Origin of the sequence: Paraburkholderia sp., from assembly GCF_036488795.1 — a bacterium.
Lineage (GTDB): Bacteria > Pseudomonadota > Gammaproteobacteria > Burkholderiales > Burkholderiaceae > Paraburkholderia.
The window spans coordinates 1-15,089 of sequence record NZ_DASXHA010000065.1; the positions used below are offsets into that span (position 1 = coordinate 1).

Below are 15,089 nucleotides of genomic sequence, written 5' to 3' on the forward strand. Positions count from 1 at the left end.
CTTTGGCTTCATCACGCCGGACGGCGGCGGCGAAGATCTGTTCGCGCATTTCTCGGAAATCCGCACGGAAGGCTTCAAGACGCTGCAAGAAAACCAAAAGGTTACGTTTGAAGTGAAGACGGGCCCGAAGGGCAAGCAAGCTGCAAACATCAAGCCGGTGTAAGCAGGCACGCTTCCTTCTGGACGCGAAAAACCCCGCCAAGGCGGGGTTTTTTTATGGCCGCTTGAAACACGCGGCGTCCTTCATTATTTAACCGGGACAACGCGCGTTCGCACGCGTTATCCGAACAGACGGCGCGCGTGAATCCCAAGACCCGTCGCCACGCTGGCGAGGCGATCGCCGAACACCGGCCGGGCATCCGGAAACGCCGCTGCCAGCGCGCCGGACAGAAACGCCAGCCCGGTCGAGCCACCCGTGAAGTAGATGGCGCCCACGTCGCGCGTGGCGACGCCGGCGGCCTGCACGGTGTCCCGCGCCGCCTGCACGATGCGCAGCGTCTCGTCGTGTCCCGCCTTGACCAGTTGGGCTTCATCGAAAGCGAGCCGCAGGTCGTCCTCCACCAGTTCGAGATCGATCATCGTCTCCCCGCCCGCCGCCACGCCGATCTTGGCCTCTTCCGCGTGCGCGGCCAGCGCGTGCCCCAGACGCCGCTCGACGACCCGCATCAGCCGGTCATGGTGCTTCGTGTTGGTGAACAGGTGGCGCATCAACGCCAGTTCGCTGACGCGCTTGGGCGCGTAGACCGTATTGATCAGATGCCAGGTGGCAAGGTCGAAATAGATCCGGTTCGGAATCTCGCGCCCTTCCGGGTCGAGTGCCTGATATCCGAGCTCGCGCAGGATGGTCGCCAGCTCGACGCGGCGATCGAAGTCGGTGCCGGCCACGTGCACGCCGTGGTGCGCCAGCACATCGTCCTTGCGCTCGACGCGCTTCATGCGCTCGGGCCCGACGCGCACCAGCGAGAAGTCCGAGGTACCGCCGCCGACGTCGGCCACCAGCACCAGCCCCTCTTCCGTCAGGTGTGATTCGTAGTCGAACGCGGCGGCAATCGGTTCGTACTGGAAGTGAATCTCGCGCAAACCGACCGACCGCGCGGCCGCCTCAAGCTGTTGTTGCGCGAGATTGTCGGCGCGGGGATCATCGTCCACGAAGAACACCGGGCGGCCCAGCACGGCGCGGCTGATCGGCCCGCCCGCGCTGTGTTCCGCCGAACGCTTGAGATGATCGACGAAGATCGCGATCACATCGGTGTATTTGATGGCCGAACCGTCGCCGAGATCGGTCGAGTTCTCCGCCAGCGCCGAGCCGAGAATACTCTTCATGGAGCGCATCAGCCGGCCGTCGAAGCCGTCTATGTAGGCTTCCAGCGCCGCACGGCCGTAGTTGCGGGTGTTTTCGTCGGTATTGAAAAAGACTGCGGTGGGCAGCGTCGTGTAGGCACCTTCGACCGGCGCAAGCCGCAGCGCCGCGCCGTCTGGCACGGCGACGGCCGAATTCGATGTGCCGAAGTCAATCGCGCAATAGGTCATGGCAGAGAATCGCCGCTCACGGCTGGCGCGGACAGAAGGGGGACCGGCTTTGTATCACAAAAGCGCGGCAGGTATCAACTAAGCGCCCCGAAAGCGCCCATTTCACGCGAGGCGCCCCGAGACGCGACAGCCCACCAGGGTGAGTTCCCGCGGAGCGGCAAACTTCGGGGGACCAGGCGTTTTCTGGAGAGACATCCCGGCAAGCGTGGGCTGTCCTAACGGAATGGAAATTGCTCATTTGCATAGGATACGCCGTTCAATTTTCCCCACCCAGGAGACATGTCGCAATGACCGAGCCGCCTGTCGCAGCACTGCAGGAAGAACCGCGCACCGTGATCGAGACCGATCTGCCGTCGCGGCTCGATCGTTTGCCGTGGGGTCAGTTCCATTCGCTGATCGTGATCGCCCTCGGCGTGACATGGCTGCTCGACGGCCTGGAGGTGACCCTCGCGGGCGCCGTCGCGAGCGCGCTGAAGGCCAGTCCCACCTTGCACTTCACCAATACGGACGTCGGCCTGACCGGCAGCGCCTACATTGCGGGTGCCGTGCTGGGCGCGCTCGGCTTTGGCTGGCTCACGGACCGGCTCGGCCGCCGCAAACTGTTCTTCATTACGCTGACGCTGTATCTGGCTGCCACTGCGGCGACTGCGCTGTCGTGGAATCTGGCGAGTTTTCTGCTGTTTCGCTTTCTGACGGGCGCGGGCATTGGGGGCGAATATACGGCCATCAATTCGACGATTCAGGAATTTACGCCGGCGCGCGTGCGCGGCTGGACCGATCTGGGCATCAACGGCACCTTTTGGGTGGGCGCGGGAATCGGCGCGGCCGGCTCGCTGGTGTTGCTCGATCCGCATCTGCTGCCGGGCGACTGGGGCTGGCGCGCGTGCTTCTTCATTGGCGCGGCGCTGGCGCTCGCCATCTTGCCGATGCGCATCTGGGTGCCCGAAAGTCCGCGCTGGCTGCTCACGCATGGCGAACAACACGAGGCGAAGTCGATCGTCGACGGGATAGAAACGCGTTTTCGCGACACCGGACACCGCCTCGCCGACGATTCCCTCAGCCGCTTGCGTCTGCGCTCGCGGGATCACACGCCGCTCTCCGAAGTTTTCCACACGATCTTCACCGTGCATCGTCGACGCGCGCTGGTCGGGCTGTCGCTGATGACCGCACAAGCCTTCTTCTACAACGCGATCTTTTTCACCTACGCGCTGGTGCTGACCGATTTCTATGGCGTGCCGGGCGACCACATCGGCTGGTATCTGCTGCCGTTCGCGCTCGGCAATTTCCTCGGGCCGCTCCTGCTGGGGCGCCTCTTCGACGTAATCGGCCGGCGCAAGATGATCGCGACTACCTATGCGCTATCCGGCATCCTGCTCACCGCGAGCGGCTATCTGTTCGAGCAGAACCTGCTCACCGTCGTCACGCAGACGGTCGCGTGGATGGTGATTTTCTTCTTCGCTTCAGCCGCGGCCAGCTCGGCTTATCTGACGGTCAGCGAATCGTTCCCGCTCGAGATCCGCGCGCTCGCCATTGCGGTGTTCTACGCATTCGGCACGGCGCTCGGCGGCATTGCCGGACCCGCGTTCTTCGGACGGCTGATCGATACGCATCAGCGCGGTGAAGTGTTCACGGGCTATCTGGTGGGCTCGGCGCTGATGATCGGCGCGGCGGTGGTAGCCGCGATCTGGGGCGTCGACGCCGAGCGACGCTCGCTCGAGTCCGTAGCAGCGCCGCTGTCGGCGATTGGAGATGCCGACTGACGCCGCGCCCGCGTTCGCTGCGCCGCCTCGCGCAGCGCACGGCCACACGGCCACGCGGCCACAGGGCGGAACGGCGGCACGGCCAGGCGCAGCGCAAATAAAAAAGCGCGAGGTCACTTCACACCAGACCCCGCGCTTTTCGCTGAGCCCACCGGGGCATGAATCACCCCTGCTTTGCCAGCGAACCCCGCATCTAATGATCAGAACAAATCAGAACGGCTTCTTCCACGCTCCGCTAAAAGCGACTTCACCCAACGGAAAGCGCGTACGCACCGACTTTTCACGTTCGCGCAGCACCGGATCGAGCTTTTCCACTTCGCCGAAATGGCCCAGCGAAATCATGGAGATCACTTCGACGTCGTTCGGAATGACGAAGGTCTTGCGGAAGGCGTTGACGTCGAAGCCGCTCATCTGGTGCGCGGCCAGACCCAGCGCGTGAGCCTGCAGCACGAGCGCGAGGGCCGCAGCGCCTGCATCGTACGGTGCGCAACGGTTCACTTCACCCTTGCTGGTCAGCGTGTGCGCCGTCACGGCGATCAGCACCGGCGCCGGTGCATTCCAGCCCTGATTGAACGGCACCAGGGTAGCGAAAGCCTGCTTGAAGGAGACTTCGTCGGTGCTGCGGTCGAACACCATGAAACGCCACGGCTGCGCGTTATACGACGAAGGCGCCCAGCGGGCCGCTTCCAGCACCGCATGCAGATGCTCGCGGCTGACCGGTTCGCTCGAATACGCGCGCGGGCTCCAGCGGCCAGCAAGCAGTTCGTGAATGGGAACTGCGGTCGGGGCGGGTTTGTTGGTCATGCGCTTCTCTCAGTCGAAATTCATGATCGACGGGCGGCTGCCCGGGGCACATAGCATAACCGGGCTTCACGCAGCGCGCTTCGAAAGAGACGCATAAAGCCTATTCTGACCGCTCAGACCGCCCTGCGCGCCTACACGGGCTGCGCAACGGCCGGCCGCTCGCCGCGGTTGATGCGCAGCACGATCACCGAGGCGACGAGGCACAAGCCACCGGAGATCATCGACGCCACCGTGTAGGTGCCGAGGCTCGCGCGCAGCATACCGGCGCCGAGCGCCGCAAACGCCGCACCCAGTTGATGCCCGGCGACCACCCAGCCGAACACGATCGGCGCACTTTCCTTGCCGTACACATCCGTGGCAAGACGCACCGTGGGCGGCACGGTGGCGATCCAGTCGAGCCCGTAGAACAGCGCAAACAGAGGCAAGCCGAAGAAGTCGATGCCGAAGGCGTGCGGCAGATACATCAGCGAAAGCCCGCGCAAACCGTAATACCAGAACAACAGCACGCGGCTATTGAAACGGTCCGAGAGCCAGCCGGACAGCGTCGTGCCGAACAGGTCGAAGATGCCCATTGCGGCGAGCAACGACGCGCCCTGCACTTCACTCATTCCGTAATCGCCGCACATCGCAATCAGATGCGTGCCGACGTAACCGTTGGTGCTCGCACCGCAGATAAAGAAGCTGAAAAACAGCAGCCAGAAGTCGCGCGTCTTGCTCGCCATTGCCAGCGTGCCAAATGCGATGGCGAGCGGATTCTGCTTCGTGAGATTGGTGTTGAGCGGCGCGTCGGCAGGCTCGCCGAACGGGCGCAGCGTCAGGTCGGCGGGACGCTCGGGCAGCAGGAACGCCACGAGCGGCAGCACGAGCGCCGCCGCGCCGGCGACCACCCACACCACCGGACGCCAGCCGTGATGCTCGGCGATCGCTGCGAGCAAGGGCAGGAACACGAGCTGGCCGGTCGCCGAGCTCGCCGTGAGGATACCCATCACGAGGCCGCGATGGCTGCTGAACCAGCGGTTCACCACGGTCGCCGACAGCGACAGCGCCGCCACACCGGTCGAGCCGCCCACCATCACGCCCCAGATCAGGATCATTTGCCACGGATGCGTCATCAGCGAAGACAGTCCCACGCCGGCCGCCATGGTACCGAGCGCGATCAGCACCGTCGGGCGTACGCCGAAACGCTGCATCGACGCCGCCGCGAACGGTCCCATCAGCCCGTACAGCGCGATATTCACCGAAATGGCCAGCGAAATCGTCGCCCGGCTCCAGCCGAACTGATGTTCGAGCGGCACCATCATCACGCTCGGCGTCGCGCGCGTTCCCGCTGCGGCCAGCAGCACCAGAAACACAATCGCCACGGTCAGCCAGCCATAGTGGAAGCGCCCGCCAATGATTCTCGCTGCCCAGTTCATCGACACTCCAGTCGGCTGCGTCCATCGGACGACGCCGCTTTGTTTTGTTACGGGTTTTGTAAAGGACTTGTGACAGATCAGTCACAATGATGTTTGCGATGTTAGTTACCGACCGGTAACATGTCAAGACATCAGTCACCGAAGGCGGGGCGCCTATGTCACAGACCGAATCCACCACCCGTGTCAGGCCGGCAAAGTCGGCTGCCGTGGCACGGCGCAGCCGCACCCAGACGGCCGGCCCGCAGGCGCAGGAGCATCTGCTGCGGGCTGCTGCCGAGCTGTTTTATCGGCAAGGCGTGCGGGCCGTCGGCGTGGATGCAGTGGTCGAACGGGCGGGCGTCAACAAGATGAGCCTGTACCGCCAGTTTTCGTCGAAAGACGAACTGGTGCTCGCGTATCTGGACCGCAAGGACGAGCAGTTTTTCGACTATGTCGAGGCAAGCTTTGCGCAGCATCCGGGCAAGCCCGTCAAACAGCTTCAGCAGTATTTCGACGACCTGGCCGTGCGGGCGTCGGCCGATGACTATCGCGGCTGCCCGTTCGTCAATGTGGCGGTGGAATTTCCGGACGCTTCGCATGCCGCACGCCGGTTCGTCGCGGACAACAAGGCGCGCCTGATGGCGCGCATCACTGAACTGACCACGGAAGCCGGCGCCGACGATCCAGTCGGGTTGGCGCAGGCGCTTGGTCTCGTGATCGAAGGCGTGTATGCAGCGAGCCAAACCTATGGTCCTGGCTGCGGGCCGATCCTCGCCGCGCCGCGGGTTGCCGCCCAGCTGATTGCCGCGGCTTGCCCGGCCGCACCGGCCGGCTGATCTCACGTCATTGAGTGATGTGCGTGCGCGGCCGTAAAAGCGCCGCACAGCCGCGGCGGACGAGTTCTCAGCAGGCTTTAACCGGATCAGGCGCCCATCCAACGCCTGCAGCGCCGCTCTCCCGCACCGGTAAAATGGCCCTTTCAGCACGCCCTTTCGTCATGCCGCCGTCAATCGAATCCACCGACACCATCCTTGCCAGAACCCGCCACTGGCTGACCCGCGCGGTCATTGGCCTGAACCTGTGCCCGTTCGCGAAGTCCGTGCACGTGAAAGGCCAGATTCGCTACGCAATCGGCGAAGCGACGAATCTGGAAGGCGTCCTGACGGATCTCGAAGCGGAACTACAACTGCTCATGCAGGCCGACCCCGCGCAGATCGACACTACGCTCCTGATCGTGCCGCATGCGCTGAGCGACTTTCTCGACTACAACGACTGTCTGTTTTTCGCCGACCGCATGCTCAAGCAATTGCGACTTGAGGGCGAGCTGCAGATTGCGAGTTTTCATCCGCAGTATCAGTTCGAGGGAACCGATGCGGACGATATCGAAAACTATACGAATCGCGCGCCGTACCCGATCCTGCATCTGCTGCGTGAGGCGAGCATCGAACGGGCGGTGGATGCGTTTCCCGACGCCGCGGACATTTACGGGCGCAATCAGGAAACACTGCGCCGGCTCGGGCGTGCGGGCTGGGAGAAGTGGCTGAGCGAGGCTGCCGACGAGTCATGACCCCGCGCCAGGCGGCGGCGTCTGGCGGCGTCTGGCGGCGTCTGGCCGCGCACGGCCAGCAAGCTTCACCAGGCTTACGCCGCCTCGACAAAAAAGCGCTCACGCAGTTCAGCCAGCCCCAGTGTGTCCATCACTTCGTTGAGCCGTTCGGTCGGGCGACGGCGCGGTAAATCCTTGTACTGGGCGATGATCAGCTCGTTCTTCATCGAATGTTCCCAGCCCACCAGTTCGGTCACGCTGACCTGGTAGCCGTGCGCCTCCAGTTGCAGGCAGCGCAGCACGTTGGTGATCTGGCTGCCGAATTCCCGCGTATGCAGCGGATGACGCCAGATCTCCGTCAACGCATTGCCGAGCGACTTGCCCTTGTTCTGACGCAGCACGCCCGCCACTTCGGCCTGGCAACACGGCACCACGACGATGTATTTCGCATGCTTGCGCAACGCGAAGCGGATCGCGTCGTCGGTGGCGGTGTTGCACGCGTGGAGCGCGGTGACGATATCGATCGTTGCGGGCAAACGGTCCGAGGTAATCGAATCGGCAACCGACAGATTCAGAAACGACATCCCCTTGAAACCGAGGCGCTGCGCTAGCGCCTCCGAGCTCGTCACGAGTTCTTCGCGCGTCTCGATGCCGTAGATGTGCGATTTGTCCTGCTGTTCCTTGAAAAACAGGTCGTACAGGATAAAACCAAGGTATGACTTGCCCGCGCCGTGATCGACGAGGGTCACGTCACCTTGCGTGTCTTTCAGATCTTTCAGCAAGGGTTCGATGAACTGAAACAGGTGATAGACCTGTTTCAGTTTTCGGCGACTGTCCTGATTCATCTTGCCGTCGCGCGTCAGGATATGCAGTTCCTTCAGCAGTTCGACGGATTGGTTGGGGCGAATTTCGTGAGTTTTGCTGGACATCGTACGGACCGCCATCGATTGCACGCGGAACGTGCGACAGGCGACGGAAAAAGAGAAAAGTTGCTGCCAGTTTACCCAAAGCGCGGCACAACCACTGATTCATCGCTGCGCACGACGCGCGAATCGAGCATTCCTGGAACGCTTCCTGCTCTAAACGGAGCTCGCAAAGCGAAGCGATAGACGCGCGGCAGGTCAGTATGCGGCCCCAGCCCCATGGCAGGCCGCATCGAGAACAAAGGCACACTGCTGGCTACCGGTCCGTTTCTGGAGAACCGCAAGGGTGTGGGGAGGTCGGAACCGAAACATGGGTCCGAACGTTACGTAACCTGCAGTGCGCCGCGATCTCAACGGAAGCGCGCTCAGACGAACATGAGGCGGCAATGGATACGATACCCAACGGCAACGCCGAACAGAAGTTTCAGGAATTGCTGACCAAACTGACAGCCACGCCAGTCTGGACAGAAAAGCAGCAGATCGAGCTGGAAATGGCGCGGGATATTTCAGTTGAGATGCTGCGTCTCGCCGAATTGATGCGCGACGGCAGTGTCGACCTCGAAACCTGCCTGACCATGCTGAAATACGCGAAGGTGCTCGATTTCGTCATGACCACCCTCGCGTCCCGGCGCGATATCAAACCGCAAACGCTGCGGGTGATCTTCAAACTGGCCGGCCTCAAGGTGGACGAGGAGTATCCGGGTTAAGGGCTCGTATGGCCCGTGTCGAACCACGTCAATACAACGGAAAGCCGCGCGCTCTTCGCAGGGCGCGGCCCTTTCAGCGCGTCCCCTACCCCGCCATGCCCGGTCAGCGCAGTCGCTTGATTGTTGCACCTGAGCGTTGACCCCCTCCTCCGCTATCCCTTCTTATACCGCGCAGTGACTTGAGCGCCGCCGGCCTGGCCGTCGGGGCGACGCGCGCATCGACCGCAACAATCGGCCCTGCATCATCGAACGCCCGGGAAAACGTGGATTGCAATCAGCCGCTCCAAGAGCCGGCGCGGCACTCGCCGATGCGCGCGAAAAGCGCGCGCCAATTGGCTTGACCACGTGAACACGCCGCTCCTATTATCGGCAACTGGTCAGGCCGATATGAAGTATGCACGCACCGCAGTTCCGCCAGAAGAGTGGGACGCGAGGACATGTGCATCGCCTGCCCGGCATCGCAGCGGACCGCCCGTTCGACCCGATGCCACCACCGGAGGAGACGTTGTCATGAGGAAAATGCGCTGGGTGGTGATTTTTTTGTGCTTTCTGGCAATTGCAGTGAACTACGTCGACCGCGCGAATCTCGCCGTCGCCGCACCGCAGATCGAGAAGGCGCTTGGCATCGGTCCGGCGGAAATGGGCCTGATCCTGAGCGGCTTCTTCTGGACTTACGCGCTGATGCAGATGCCGTTCGGCTGGTTCGTCGACCGGGTGGGTGCGCGCATCGCGCTGCCGCTCGCGGTGGGCTGGTGGTCGCTGTTCACCGCCGCGACGGCCGTGGCCGGCAGCGTAGGCGCGATGTTCGGCTGCCGGTTGATGCTCGGCGTGGGTGAAGCGGGCGCGTATCCGTCTTGCGCGAAGCTCGTCTCGCAATGGTTCAAGCCGGCGCAACGGGCCATCGCCACCAGTATCTTCGATAGCGGTTCGCGGGTCGGCTCGGCGCTCTCCATCCCCATCGTCGCGCTGATCATCAGTACTGCCGGGTGGAAGGCATCGTTTGTCATTACCGGATTGCTGGGTGCGTTGTGGATCGTCGGCTGGTTCGTGATTTATCGCAGTCCCGCGCACGGCGACATGACGGGCGCCACCGATGTCGTCACACCTCCGCAAGCTCCCACCAGCGAACCGCGCGCGACATGGGCCTCGCTGTTCCGCCACCGCACGTTGTGGGGCATGATGCTCGGCTTCTTCTGCCTGAACTTCGTCATCTATTTCTTCATCACCTGGTTTCCGAGCTATCTGGTGCAGACGCGCGGTTTTTCGCTCAAATCGCTCGGCACGCTCGGCATGATCCCGGCATTGATCTCGATTCCCGGCGGCTGGCTGGGCGGCTACGTCTCCGACACGCTGTACCGCCGCGGCTGGAGCCTGACGGCGTCGCGCAAGACCTGCATGGTGGGCGGCATGCTGATGTCGTCGGTGATCACGCTGTCCGTGTTCACCACGGACGTCTATCTGATGCTCGCGTGCTTTGGCATCGCCTACGGCAGCCTCGCCTTCGCTGCGGCCAGCATCTGGTCGCTGCCTGCCGACGTCGCGCCCACGCCGCATCATGTTGCGTCCATCAGCGGCATCCAGAACTTTGCGTCGAATCTGGCCGGGATCGTCATCACGACCTTCACCGGCGTGATGCTCGCAATGACCAAGGGTTCATTCACCATTCCGCTGGTTGTCGCGGGCGGCTTCTGCTTTCTGGGCGCGTTCAGCTATCTGGTGATCGTGGGACGGATCGAGCCGTTGCCCACCAGGGCGGATCCACATCATGAGCCGGATACGGCGCGCTCGGCGGTGTGAATCCGCCATCGCAACGACTGCCGAGCCGACGCGGCGCGGGGCGCGCCGCGTCGGCTTTTTCTCATGCACGATGTGCTTCGACGGGCGGCGTGCCGTCGTGAAACAGCGTCTTCAACTGCGAGCGCAGTTCGGGCGAGTCCGCATGCTTATGAACCGTGACGGCATGTTGCACGGCGGCTTCGAGTAGTTCATTTTCCGAGTCGGCCGACAGCGCGATCGAACAGTTCATTTCGCTCGGGAACTCGCGACAGTCGATGTATTTGCGGGTCATGGCAGTCTCCTCAGACCATTAGAGGGATGGAAACGCGCAACTGGGTCAGTCCGGCCACGCGAGTGGCCAAGCCGATTGCAAAGGGAATTGGGCGGAGTGCGCGCGGAGCGAGGACGCAGGATTGCGTCCGCAGGAAGGTGTCTGAAAAGTATAGGTTGCGTGCACAGATTGGAAAGCGCGATTGCGTGCTGCGTGCCTCGCTGCAAGGGTTCTGACGTAAAGCACGCGGCATTCAACGGCCGCCGCGTTTGCCGCCATTACCCTGCAGTGTGAAAATAGCGGCCTTTGCGCCGCCAGCCGTGGCAGTCTGGTCGCGAGCGCCGTTGTCCCCTCTCACGCCCTCACCCGACTACACCGCATGTCCACCTTGTCCGATTCCGCTCGCGTCGCCGTGATCGGCGGCGGCCCCGCCGGCCTGATGGCAGCGGAAGCCCTGGCCGCCCAAGCCGGGGTGCGGGTCGATGTCTACGACGCCATGCCATCGGTCGGCCGCAAATTCCTGATGGCGGGCAAAGGCGGCATGAACATCACGCACTCGGAACCGCTCGAGGCGTTCCTTGGCCGCTACGGCGCGCGGCGCCCGCAGATTGCACCGCTGCTCGAGGCGTTCGGTCCTGACGCGTTGCGCGTGTGGCTGCGAGATCTGGGCGTCGAAACGTTCGTCGGCAGTTCGGGCCGCGTGTTTCCCATCGACATGAAAGCGGCACCGATGCTGCGCGCCTGGTTGCATCGTCTGAAGGAAGCCGGCGTGAGCCTGCACATGCGGCACAAGTGGCTGGGCTGGGATCGTGAGTGGTCCGCTACCTCGCAGCACGCACTCCGCTTCATGACGCCGGACGGTGAAAAGCGGGTAAGCGCCGATGCCGTCGTGTTCGCGCTGGGCGGTGCGAGCTGGCCTCGGCTCGGCTCGGACGCAGCGTGGGTGCCGCTGCTGAGTGAGCGTGACGTGCCAGTCGCGCCGTTGCGTCCCGCGAATTGCGGCTTCGACGCCAACTGGAGCGACTACTTCCGCGCGCGCTATGCGGGGCATCCGCTGAAGCCGATCGCCATCACCGTGACCGATGTAGACAAAAATGTCCAGAATCGACAAGGTGAGTGTGTTGTGACAGAAACGGGGGTGGAGGGCAGCCTCGTCTACGCGATGTCTGCGGCGATCCGCGAGCGGATTCTCGCTGACGGCGCGGCCACGATCTCGCTCGATCTGGCGCCCGGACTGCCGTTGCAACGGGTGATCGACGAGGTGACGCGTCCGCGTGGCTCGCGCTCGATGTCGAGCCATCTGCAAAGCCGGATTGGTCTGGGCGGCGTCAAGCTTGGCTTGCTGCACGAGGCGCTCTCGAAGGAGGCGTTTGCCGATGCGGCGCGCGTCGCGCATACGATCAAGGCGTTCCCTTTGACGCTCTTGCGGCCGCGGCCGATCGAAGAGGCCATCAGCAGCGCAGGCGGCGTTGCCTTTGAGGCGCTGAATGCGCACTTGATGATCGAGCGTCTACCGGGCCTGTTCTGCGCGGGCGAGATGCTCGATTGGGAAGCGCCGACCGGTGGATATCTGCTGACTGCGTGCTTTGCGAGTGGCCTCGTGGCGGGACGCGGGGCGCTGGCTTATCTGGCCGGGAACGGACGCTGAAGGGCAGCTCAAGCACCGCTTAATTGCCGCTTAATTGCCGCTTAGTCGCCGCTTGACTGCCGCTTGATTGCCAGTCGACCGCCGCTTGCACGGGCAATGCATGCGGCGCTGCTTCTGGCCTATCGGGCCTTCAACCGCCATAGCGACGTCACTTCCGCCACGCGAGCCGCGTGCAACGGATCGGTCTCATCCGACGACTTCGGATGCCGCGGCCGGATATCCTCGCGGCCCACGACCGTGAGGCCGGCCGTTTCGATCGCGCCCAGCAAGAACTCGCGGGTACGCAAGCCGAGATGCTCGGCGAAGTCCGACAGGATCAACCAGCCTTCGCCGCCGGGTGACAAATGATCCGCCAGTCCATTCAGAAAGCCGAGCAGCATGCGGCTGTCCATATCGTAGATGGCGTATTCGATGGGCGAGGCCGGCCGCGCCGGCACCCACGGCGGATTGCAGATCACGAGCGGCGCACGGCCTTCGGGAAACAGGTCGGCCTGAATCACCTCGACCTGCGGGTCATAACCCAGCCGCGTCAGATTCTCGCGGGCGCACGCGAGGGCACGCGGATCCTGATCCGTCGCGACGATCTTTTTCACACCACGCCTCGCGAGCAGCGCGGCGAGCACGCCGGTACCGGTGCCGATATCGAATGCCTTGTTCAGCGAAGGCAGCGGCGTACGCGCGACCAGATCCACGTACTCGCCCCGTACTGGCGAGAACACGCCGTAATGCGGATGAATGCGCTCATCGAGCGCCGGGATGTCCACGCCCTTCTTGCGCCATTCGTGGGCGCCGACCATACCGAGCAGTTCCCGCAATGACACAACCGACGCCTCGCCGCCCGGCGGCCCGTAGGTTTCCGTGCAAGCCTGCTGCACATCCGGCGCGCGGCGCAACGGGATCGTATAGTCGGCGTCGAGCGGGATCAACAGCATGCCGAGCGTGCGCGCCCGTTGCGATTGCGACTGACGATGGAAGTTGAAGGCGTCGATCAGCGTAGAGGCCTCTTTGCGCGGCTTGCGCTCGACCCGCCGTGTCACCGCCTGCAAGAGCTGGCGGGCATTCTGGAAGTCGCCTTGCCACAGCAGTGCCGTGCCTTCGCAGGCGAGGCGATAGGCGGTGTCGGCGGTGGTGCGGTCATCGGCGATCACGACGCGCTTCGGCGGCGGAACGGCCGCTTCGGAACGCCAGCGAGCCGAACGTGGGCCTTCCGCTTCAGGCCATGTGAGGATCGGGGGTTGCGTAGGATGTTGCGGGGGGTGTTGGGTCATTGCGCGAGGTGGGGGATCCGATATGACAGGGATATCGAATAGACTTATATGGTAACTGATGGGGCCGCGAGAAGTGACTCGCCAGGTAGCACTCTGGTTACGCTTGGCATATAATAGCGCGCTGTTTCGCCCCCTTAGCTCATTTGGTAGAGCACTTGACTTGTAATCATGAGGTGGTCTGTTCGAATCAGACAGGGGGCACCAGATATGCGACGGGCTACGCGATGTTTGCGTAGCCCGTTTTGTTTTGGTCGTTTGTTTTGTGCGTTTGCGTGTTTCGCGAACCCGACGACCTGCGCGGGTCCAGAAAAACAAACGGGCCACGCAAGCATCGCGTGACCCGCTGGACCCTTCTTGGTATTCAGCCAGGACGCCCAAAGCTCAAACCCGCCGCCTGAACCCCAACCGGCCGGGAGAGCCCATGCCTCAGCTCACTTCACCACCTTGAGGTGACCGCGTCCGCCGCCCTTCGAACCGTCGTCATCCGGCCGCGGCGTCTCGTCCGTCTCCTCGGCTTTCGCTTCGGACACCGGCTCGGCCTCGACCGCACGCGGCCCTGAGCCGCTCGCCGCGGGCGACTCCAGCTCATCGGTCAGGACTTCGTCCGCGCCCGAATCGGTCGCCTCGCCGCCCGCCGAATCGACCGGGAACGCCATCCCCTGCCCATTCTCACGTGCGTAGATGGCGAGCACATTGGCCACCGGCACTTCGATCTTGTGCGATTTGCCGGAGAACCGCGCGCTGAACTCGACCCACTCGTTGCCCATCTGTAACTGGCTGGTCGCCTCGAAACTGATGTTCAACACGATTTCGTTGTCCCGCACGAACTGGCGAGGCACCCGCGTCTGGTTGTCGACCCGTACCGCGATGTGCGGCGTATAGCCGTTATCCGTGCACCACTCGTACAGCGCGCGCAGCAGGTAAGGCTTCGTGGAAATCTCTTGCATCAACAGTCCTCTTACTGGGTGCGGCGCCGCGCCCGCCCTATACGAACGCGACCCAAAATGACTCAGCGCGCGACGCCTGCACCCTCAAGCCAAACTCAACGACGCATCACCTTTTCCGACGGCGTCAGCGCTTCGATATAGGCCGGACGGCTAAAAATGCGCTCGGCGTACTTCATCAGCGGTGCAGCATTCTTCGACAGTTCGATGCCGTAGTGATCCAGACGCCACAAGAGCGGCGCGATCGCCACGTCGAGCATGGAAAACTCTTCGCCGAGCATGTACTTGTTCTTCAGGAAAATCGGTGCGAGCTGGGTCAGGCGGTCGCGAATCGCGAGACGTGCTTTCTCGTGATTCTTCTCGGCGGCCTTGCCCTTCTCGTTTTCCAGCGTGCCCACGTGGACGAACAGTTCCTTCTCGAAATTTAGCAGGAACAGGCGCGCGCGGGCGCGCTGCACCGGATCGGCCGGCATCAGCTGCGGATGCGGGAAGCGCTCGTCGATGTACTCGTTGATGAT

At 63.3% G+C, this 15,089-nt stretch carries 15 protein-coding genes and 1 tRNA gene; 8 read left to right on the top strand and 8 right to left on the bottom strand.

All coding sequences use genetic code 11. The features are described from left to right. A partial coding sequence (locus VGH41_RS08865; protein WP_331597023.1) for a cold-shock protein occupies window positions 1–163 on the top strand: 163 nt, incomplete at its 5' end. 116 nt (window positions 164–279) lie between these two features. Here VGH41_RS08865 and VGH41_RS08870 read toward each other — a convergent pair. Further along, window positions 280–1,530 (bottom strand): Hsp70 family protein, encoded by a 1,251-nt coding sequence (locus VGH41_RS08870; protein ID WP_331597009.1) that lies wholly within the window; start codon window positions 1,528–1,530, stop codon window positions 280–282. 287 nt (window positions 1,531–1,817) lie between these two features. Here VGH41_RS08870 and VGH41_RS08875 point away from each other — a divergent pair, with 287 nt between their 5' ends. Then, window positions 1,818–3,290: an MFS transporter gene (locus VGH41_RS08875; RefSeq protein ID WP_331597010.1), complete on the top strand. Its 1,473-nt coding sequence runs from the start codon at window positions 1,818–1,820 to the stop codon at window positions 3,288–3,290. 210 nt (window positions 3,291–3,500) lie between these two features. On the opposite strand, the gene VGH41_RS08880 is transcribed toward VGH41_RS08875, so the two are convergent. Both VGH41_RS08880 and VGH41_RS08885 read right to left on the bottom strand, forming a co-directional pair. Further along, window positions 3,501–4,094 (bottom strand): nitroreductase family protein, encoded by a 594-nt coding sequence (locus tag VGH41_RS08880; protein ID WP_331597011.1) that lies wholly within the window; start codon window positions 4,092–4,094, stop codon window positions 3,501–3,503. A 131-nt stretch (window positions 4,095–4,225) separates the two neighbouring features. After that, window positions 4,226–5,509 carry an MFS transporter gene (locus VGH41_RS08885; RefSeq protein WP_331597012.1) on the bottom strand — a complete coding sequence of 428 codons (1,284 nt, stop codon included), beginning with the start codon at window positions 5,507–5,509 and terminating at the stop codon, window positions 4,226–4,228. Window positions 5,510–5,664: 155 nt separating this feature from the next. Between VGH41_RS08885 and VGH41_RS08890 the strand changes: the two genes are divergently transcribed. Together VGH41_RS08890 and VGH41_RS08895 are read left to right on the top strand one after the other, a co-directional pair. Further along, window positions 5,665–6,324, top strand: a complete 660-nt coding sequence (locus VGH41_RS08890; protein WP_331597013.1) for a TetR/AcrR family transcriptional regulator — start codon at window positions 5,665–5,667, stop codon at window positions 6,322–6,324. Window positions 6,325–6,485: 161 nt separating this feature from the next. Next, window positions 6,486–7,055: a DUF1415 domain-containing protein gene (locus VGH41_RS08895; protein ID WP_331597014.1), complete on the top strand. Its 570-nt coding sequence runs from the start codon at window positions 6,486–6,488 to the stop codon at window positions 7,053–7,055. Window positions 7,056–7,129: 74 nt separating this feature from the next. Here the strand turns inward: VGH41_RS08895 and VGH41_RS08900 are convergent, their stop codons facing one another. Then, window positions 7,130–7,963, bottom strand: a complete 834-nt coding sequence (locus VGH41_RS08900; RefSeq protein ID WP_331597015.1) for an SAM-dependent methyltransferase — start codon at window positions 7,961–7,963, stop codon at window positions 7,130–7,132. Between the two features lie 380 nt (window positions 7,964–8,343). On the opposite strand from VGH41_RS08900, the gene VGH41_RS08905 reads away from it, so the two are divergent. Together VGH41_RS08905 and VGH41_RS08910 are read left to right on the top strand one after the other, a co-directional pair. Further along, window positions 8,344–8,664, top strand: a complete 321-nt coding sequence (locus VGH41_RS08905; RefSeq protein ID WP_331597016.1) for a DNA-binding protein — start codon at window positions 8,344–8,346, stop codon at window positions 8,662–8,664. 510 nt (window positions 8,665–9,174) lie between these two features. Further along, entirely contained in the window at window positions 9,175–10,461 is a 1,287-nt protein-coding gene (locus VGH41_RS08910; protein ID WP_331597017.1) for an MFS transporter, read from the top strand. A gap of 61 nt (window positions 10,462–10,522) precedes the next feature. Here VGH41_RS08910 and VGH41_RS08915 read toward each other — a convergent pair whose 3' ends face one another. Continuing rightward, the gene (locus tag VGH41_RS08915; protein WP_331597018.1) at window positions 10,523–10,732 is read right to left on the bottom strand and encodes a DUF1059 domain-containing protein; all 210 of its coding nucleotides are present in this window, start codon (window positions 10,730–10,732) and stop codon (window positions 10,523–10,525) included. A gap of 358 nt (window positions 10,733–11,090) precedes the next feature. On the opposite strand from VGH41_RS08915, the gene VGH41_RS08920 reads away from it, so the two are divergent. Next, a complete protein-coding gene (locus VGH41_RS08920; RefSeq protein ID WP_331597019.1) occupies window positions 11,091–12,359 on the top strand; it encodes a TIGR03862 family flavoprotein in 1,269 nt (422 codons plus the stop codon). A 119-nt stretch (window positions 12,360–12,478) separates the two neighbouring features. On the opposite strand, the gene VGH41_RS08925 is transcribed toward VGH41_RS08920, so the two are convergent. Next, entirely contained in the window at window positions 12,479–13,627 is a 1,149-nt protein-coding gene (locus VGH41_RS08925; protein ID WP_331597020.1) for a class I SAM-dependent methyltransferase, read from the bottom strand. Window positions 13,628–13,755: 128 nt separating this feature from the next. Here VGH41_RS08925 and VGH41_RS08930 point away from each other — a divergent pair. Beyond that, window positions 13,756–13,831: transfer RNA gene (locus VGH41_RS08930), tRNA-Thr, on the top strand. Between the two features lie 227 nt (window positions 13,832–14,058). On the opposite strand, the gene VGH41_RS08935 is transcribed toward VGH41_RS08930, so the two are convergent. Together VGH41_RS08935 and VGH41_RS08940 are read right to left on the bottom strand one after the other, a co-directional pair. Further along, window positions 14,059–14,574 carry a ClpXP protease specificity-enhancing factor gene (locus VGH41_RS08935; RefSeq protein WP_331597021.1) on the bottom strand — a complete coding sequence of 172 codons (516 nt, stop codon included), beginning with the start codon at window positions 14,572–14,574 and terminating at the stop codon, window positions 14,059–14,061. A 95-nt stretch (window positions 14,575–14,669) separates the two neighbouring features. Continuing rightward, the coding region (locus VGH41_RS08940; RefSeq protein WP_331597022.1) for a glutathione binding-like protein at window positions 14,670–15,089 on the bottom strand (420 nt) is incomplete at its 5' end.

What these genes read in the sequence shown, in the direction of transcription:
- VGH41_RS08870 (WP_331597009.1), bottom strand. Translation starts at nt 1,530, where the DNA reads ATGACCTATTGCGCGATTGACTTCGGCACATCGAATTCGGCCGTCGCC.
- VGH41_RS08875 (WP_331597010.1), top strand. Translation starts at nt 1,818, where the DNA reads ATGACCGAGCCGCCTGTCGCAGCACTGCAGGAAGAACCGCGCACCGTG.
- VGH41_RS08880 (WP_331597011.1), bottom strand. Translation starts at nt 4,094, where the DNA reads ATGACCAACAAACCCGCCCCGACCGCAGTTCCCATTCACGAACTGCTT.
- VGH41_RS08885 (WP_331597012.1), bottom strand. Translation starts at nt 5,509, where the DNA reads ATGAACTGGGCAGCGAGAATCATTGGCGGGCGCTTCCACTATGGCTGG.
- VGH41_RS08890 (WP_331597013.1), top strand. Translation starts at nt 5,665, where the DNA reads ATGTCACAGACCGAATCCACCACCCGTGTCAGGCCGGCAAAGTCGGCT.
- VGH41_RS08895 (WP_331597014.1), top strand. Translation starts at nt 6,486, where the DNA reads ATGCCGCCGTCAATCGAATCCACCGACACCATCCTTGCCAGAACCCGC.
- VGH41_RS08900 (WP_331597015.1), bottom strand. Translation starts at nt 7,963, where the DNA reads ATGTCCAGCAAAACTCACGAAATTCGCCCCAACCAATCCGTCGAACTG.
- VGH41_RS08905 (WP_331597016.1), top strand. Translation starts at nt 8,344, where the DNA reads ATGGATACGATACCCAACGGCAACGCCGAACAGAAGTTTCAGGAATTG.
- VGH41_RS08910 (WP_331597017.1), top strand. Translation starts at nt 9,175, where the DNA reads ATGAGGAAAATGCGCTGGGTGGTGATTTTTTTGTGCTTTCTGGCAATT.
- VGH41_RS08915 (WP_331597018.1), bottom strand. Translation starts at nt 10,732, where the DNA reads ATGACCCGCAAATACATCGACTGTCGCGAGTTCCCGAGCGAAATGAAC.
- VGH41_RS08920 (WP_331597019.1), top strand. Translation starts at nt 11,091, where the DNA reads ATGTCCACCTTGTCCGATTCCGCTCGCGTCGCCGTGATCGGCGGCGGC.
- VGH41_RS08925 (WP_331597020.1), bottom strand. Translation starts at nt 13,627, where the DNA reads ATGACCCAACACCCCCCGCAACATCCTACGCAACCCCCGATCCTCACA.
- VGH41_RS08935 (WP_331597021.1), bottom strand. Translation starts at nt 14,574, where the DNA reads ATGCAAGAGATTTCCACGAAGCCTTACCTGCTGCGCGCGCTGTACGAG.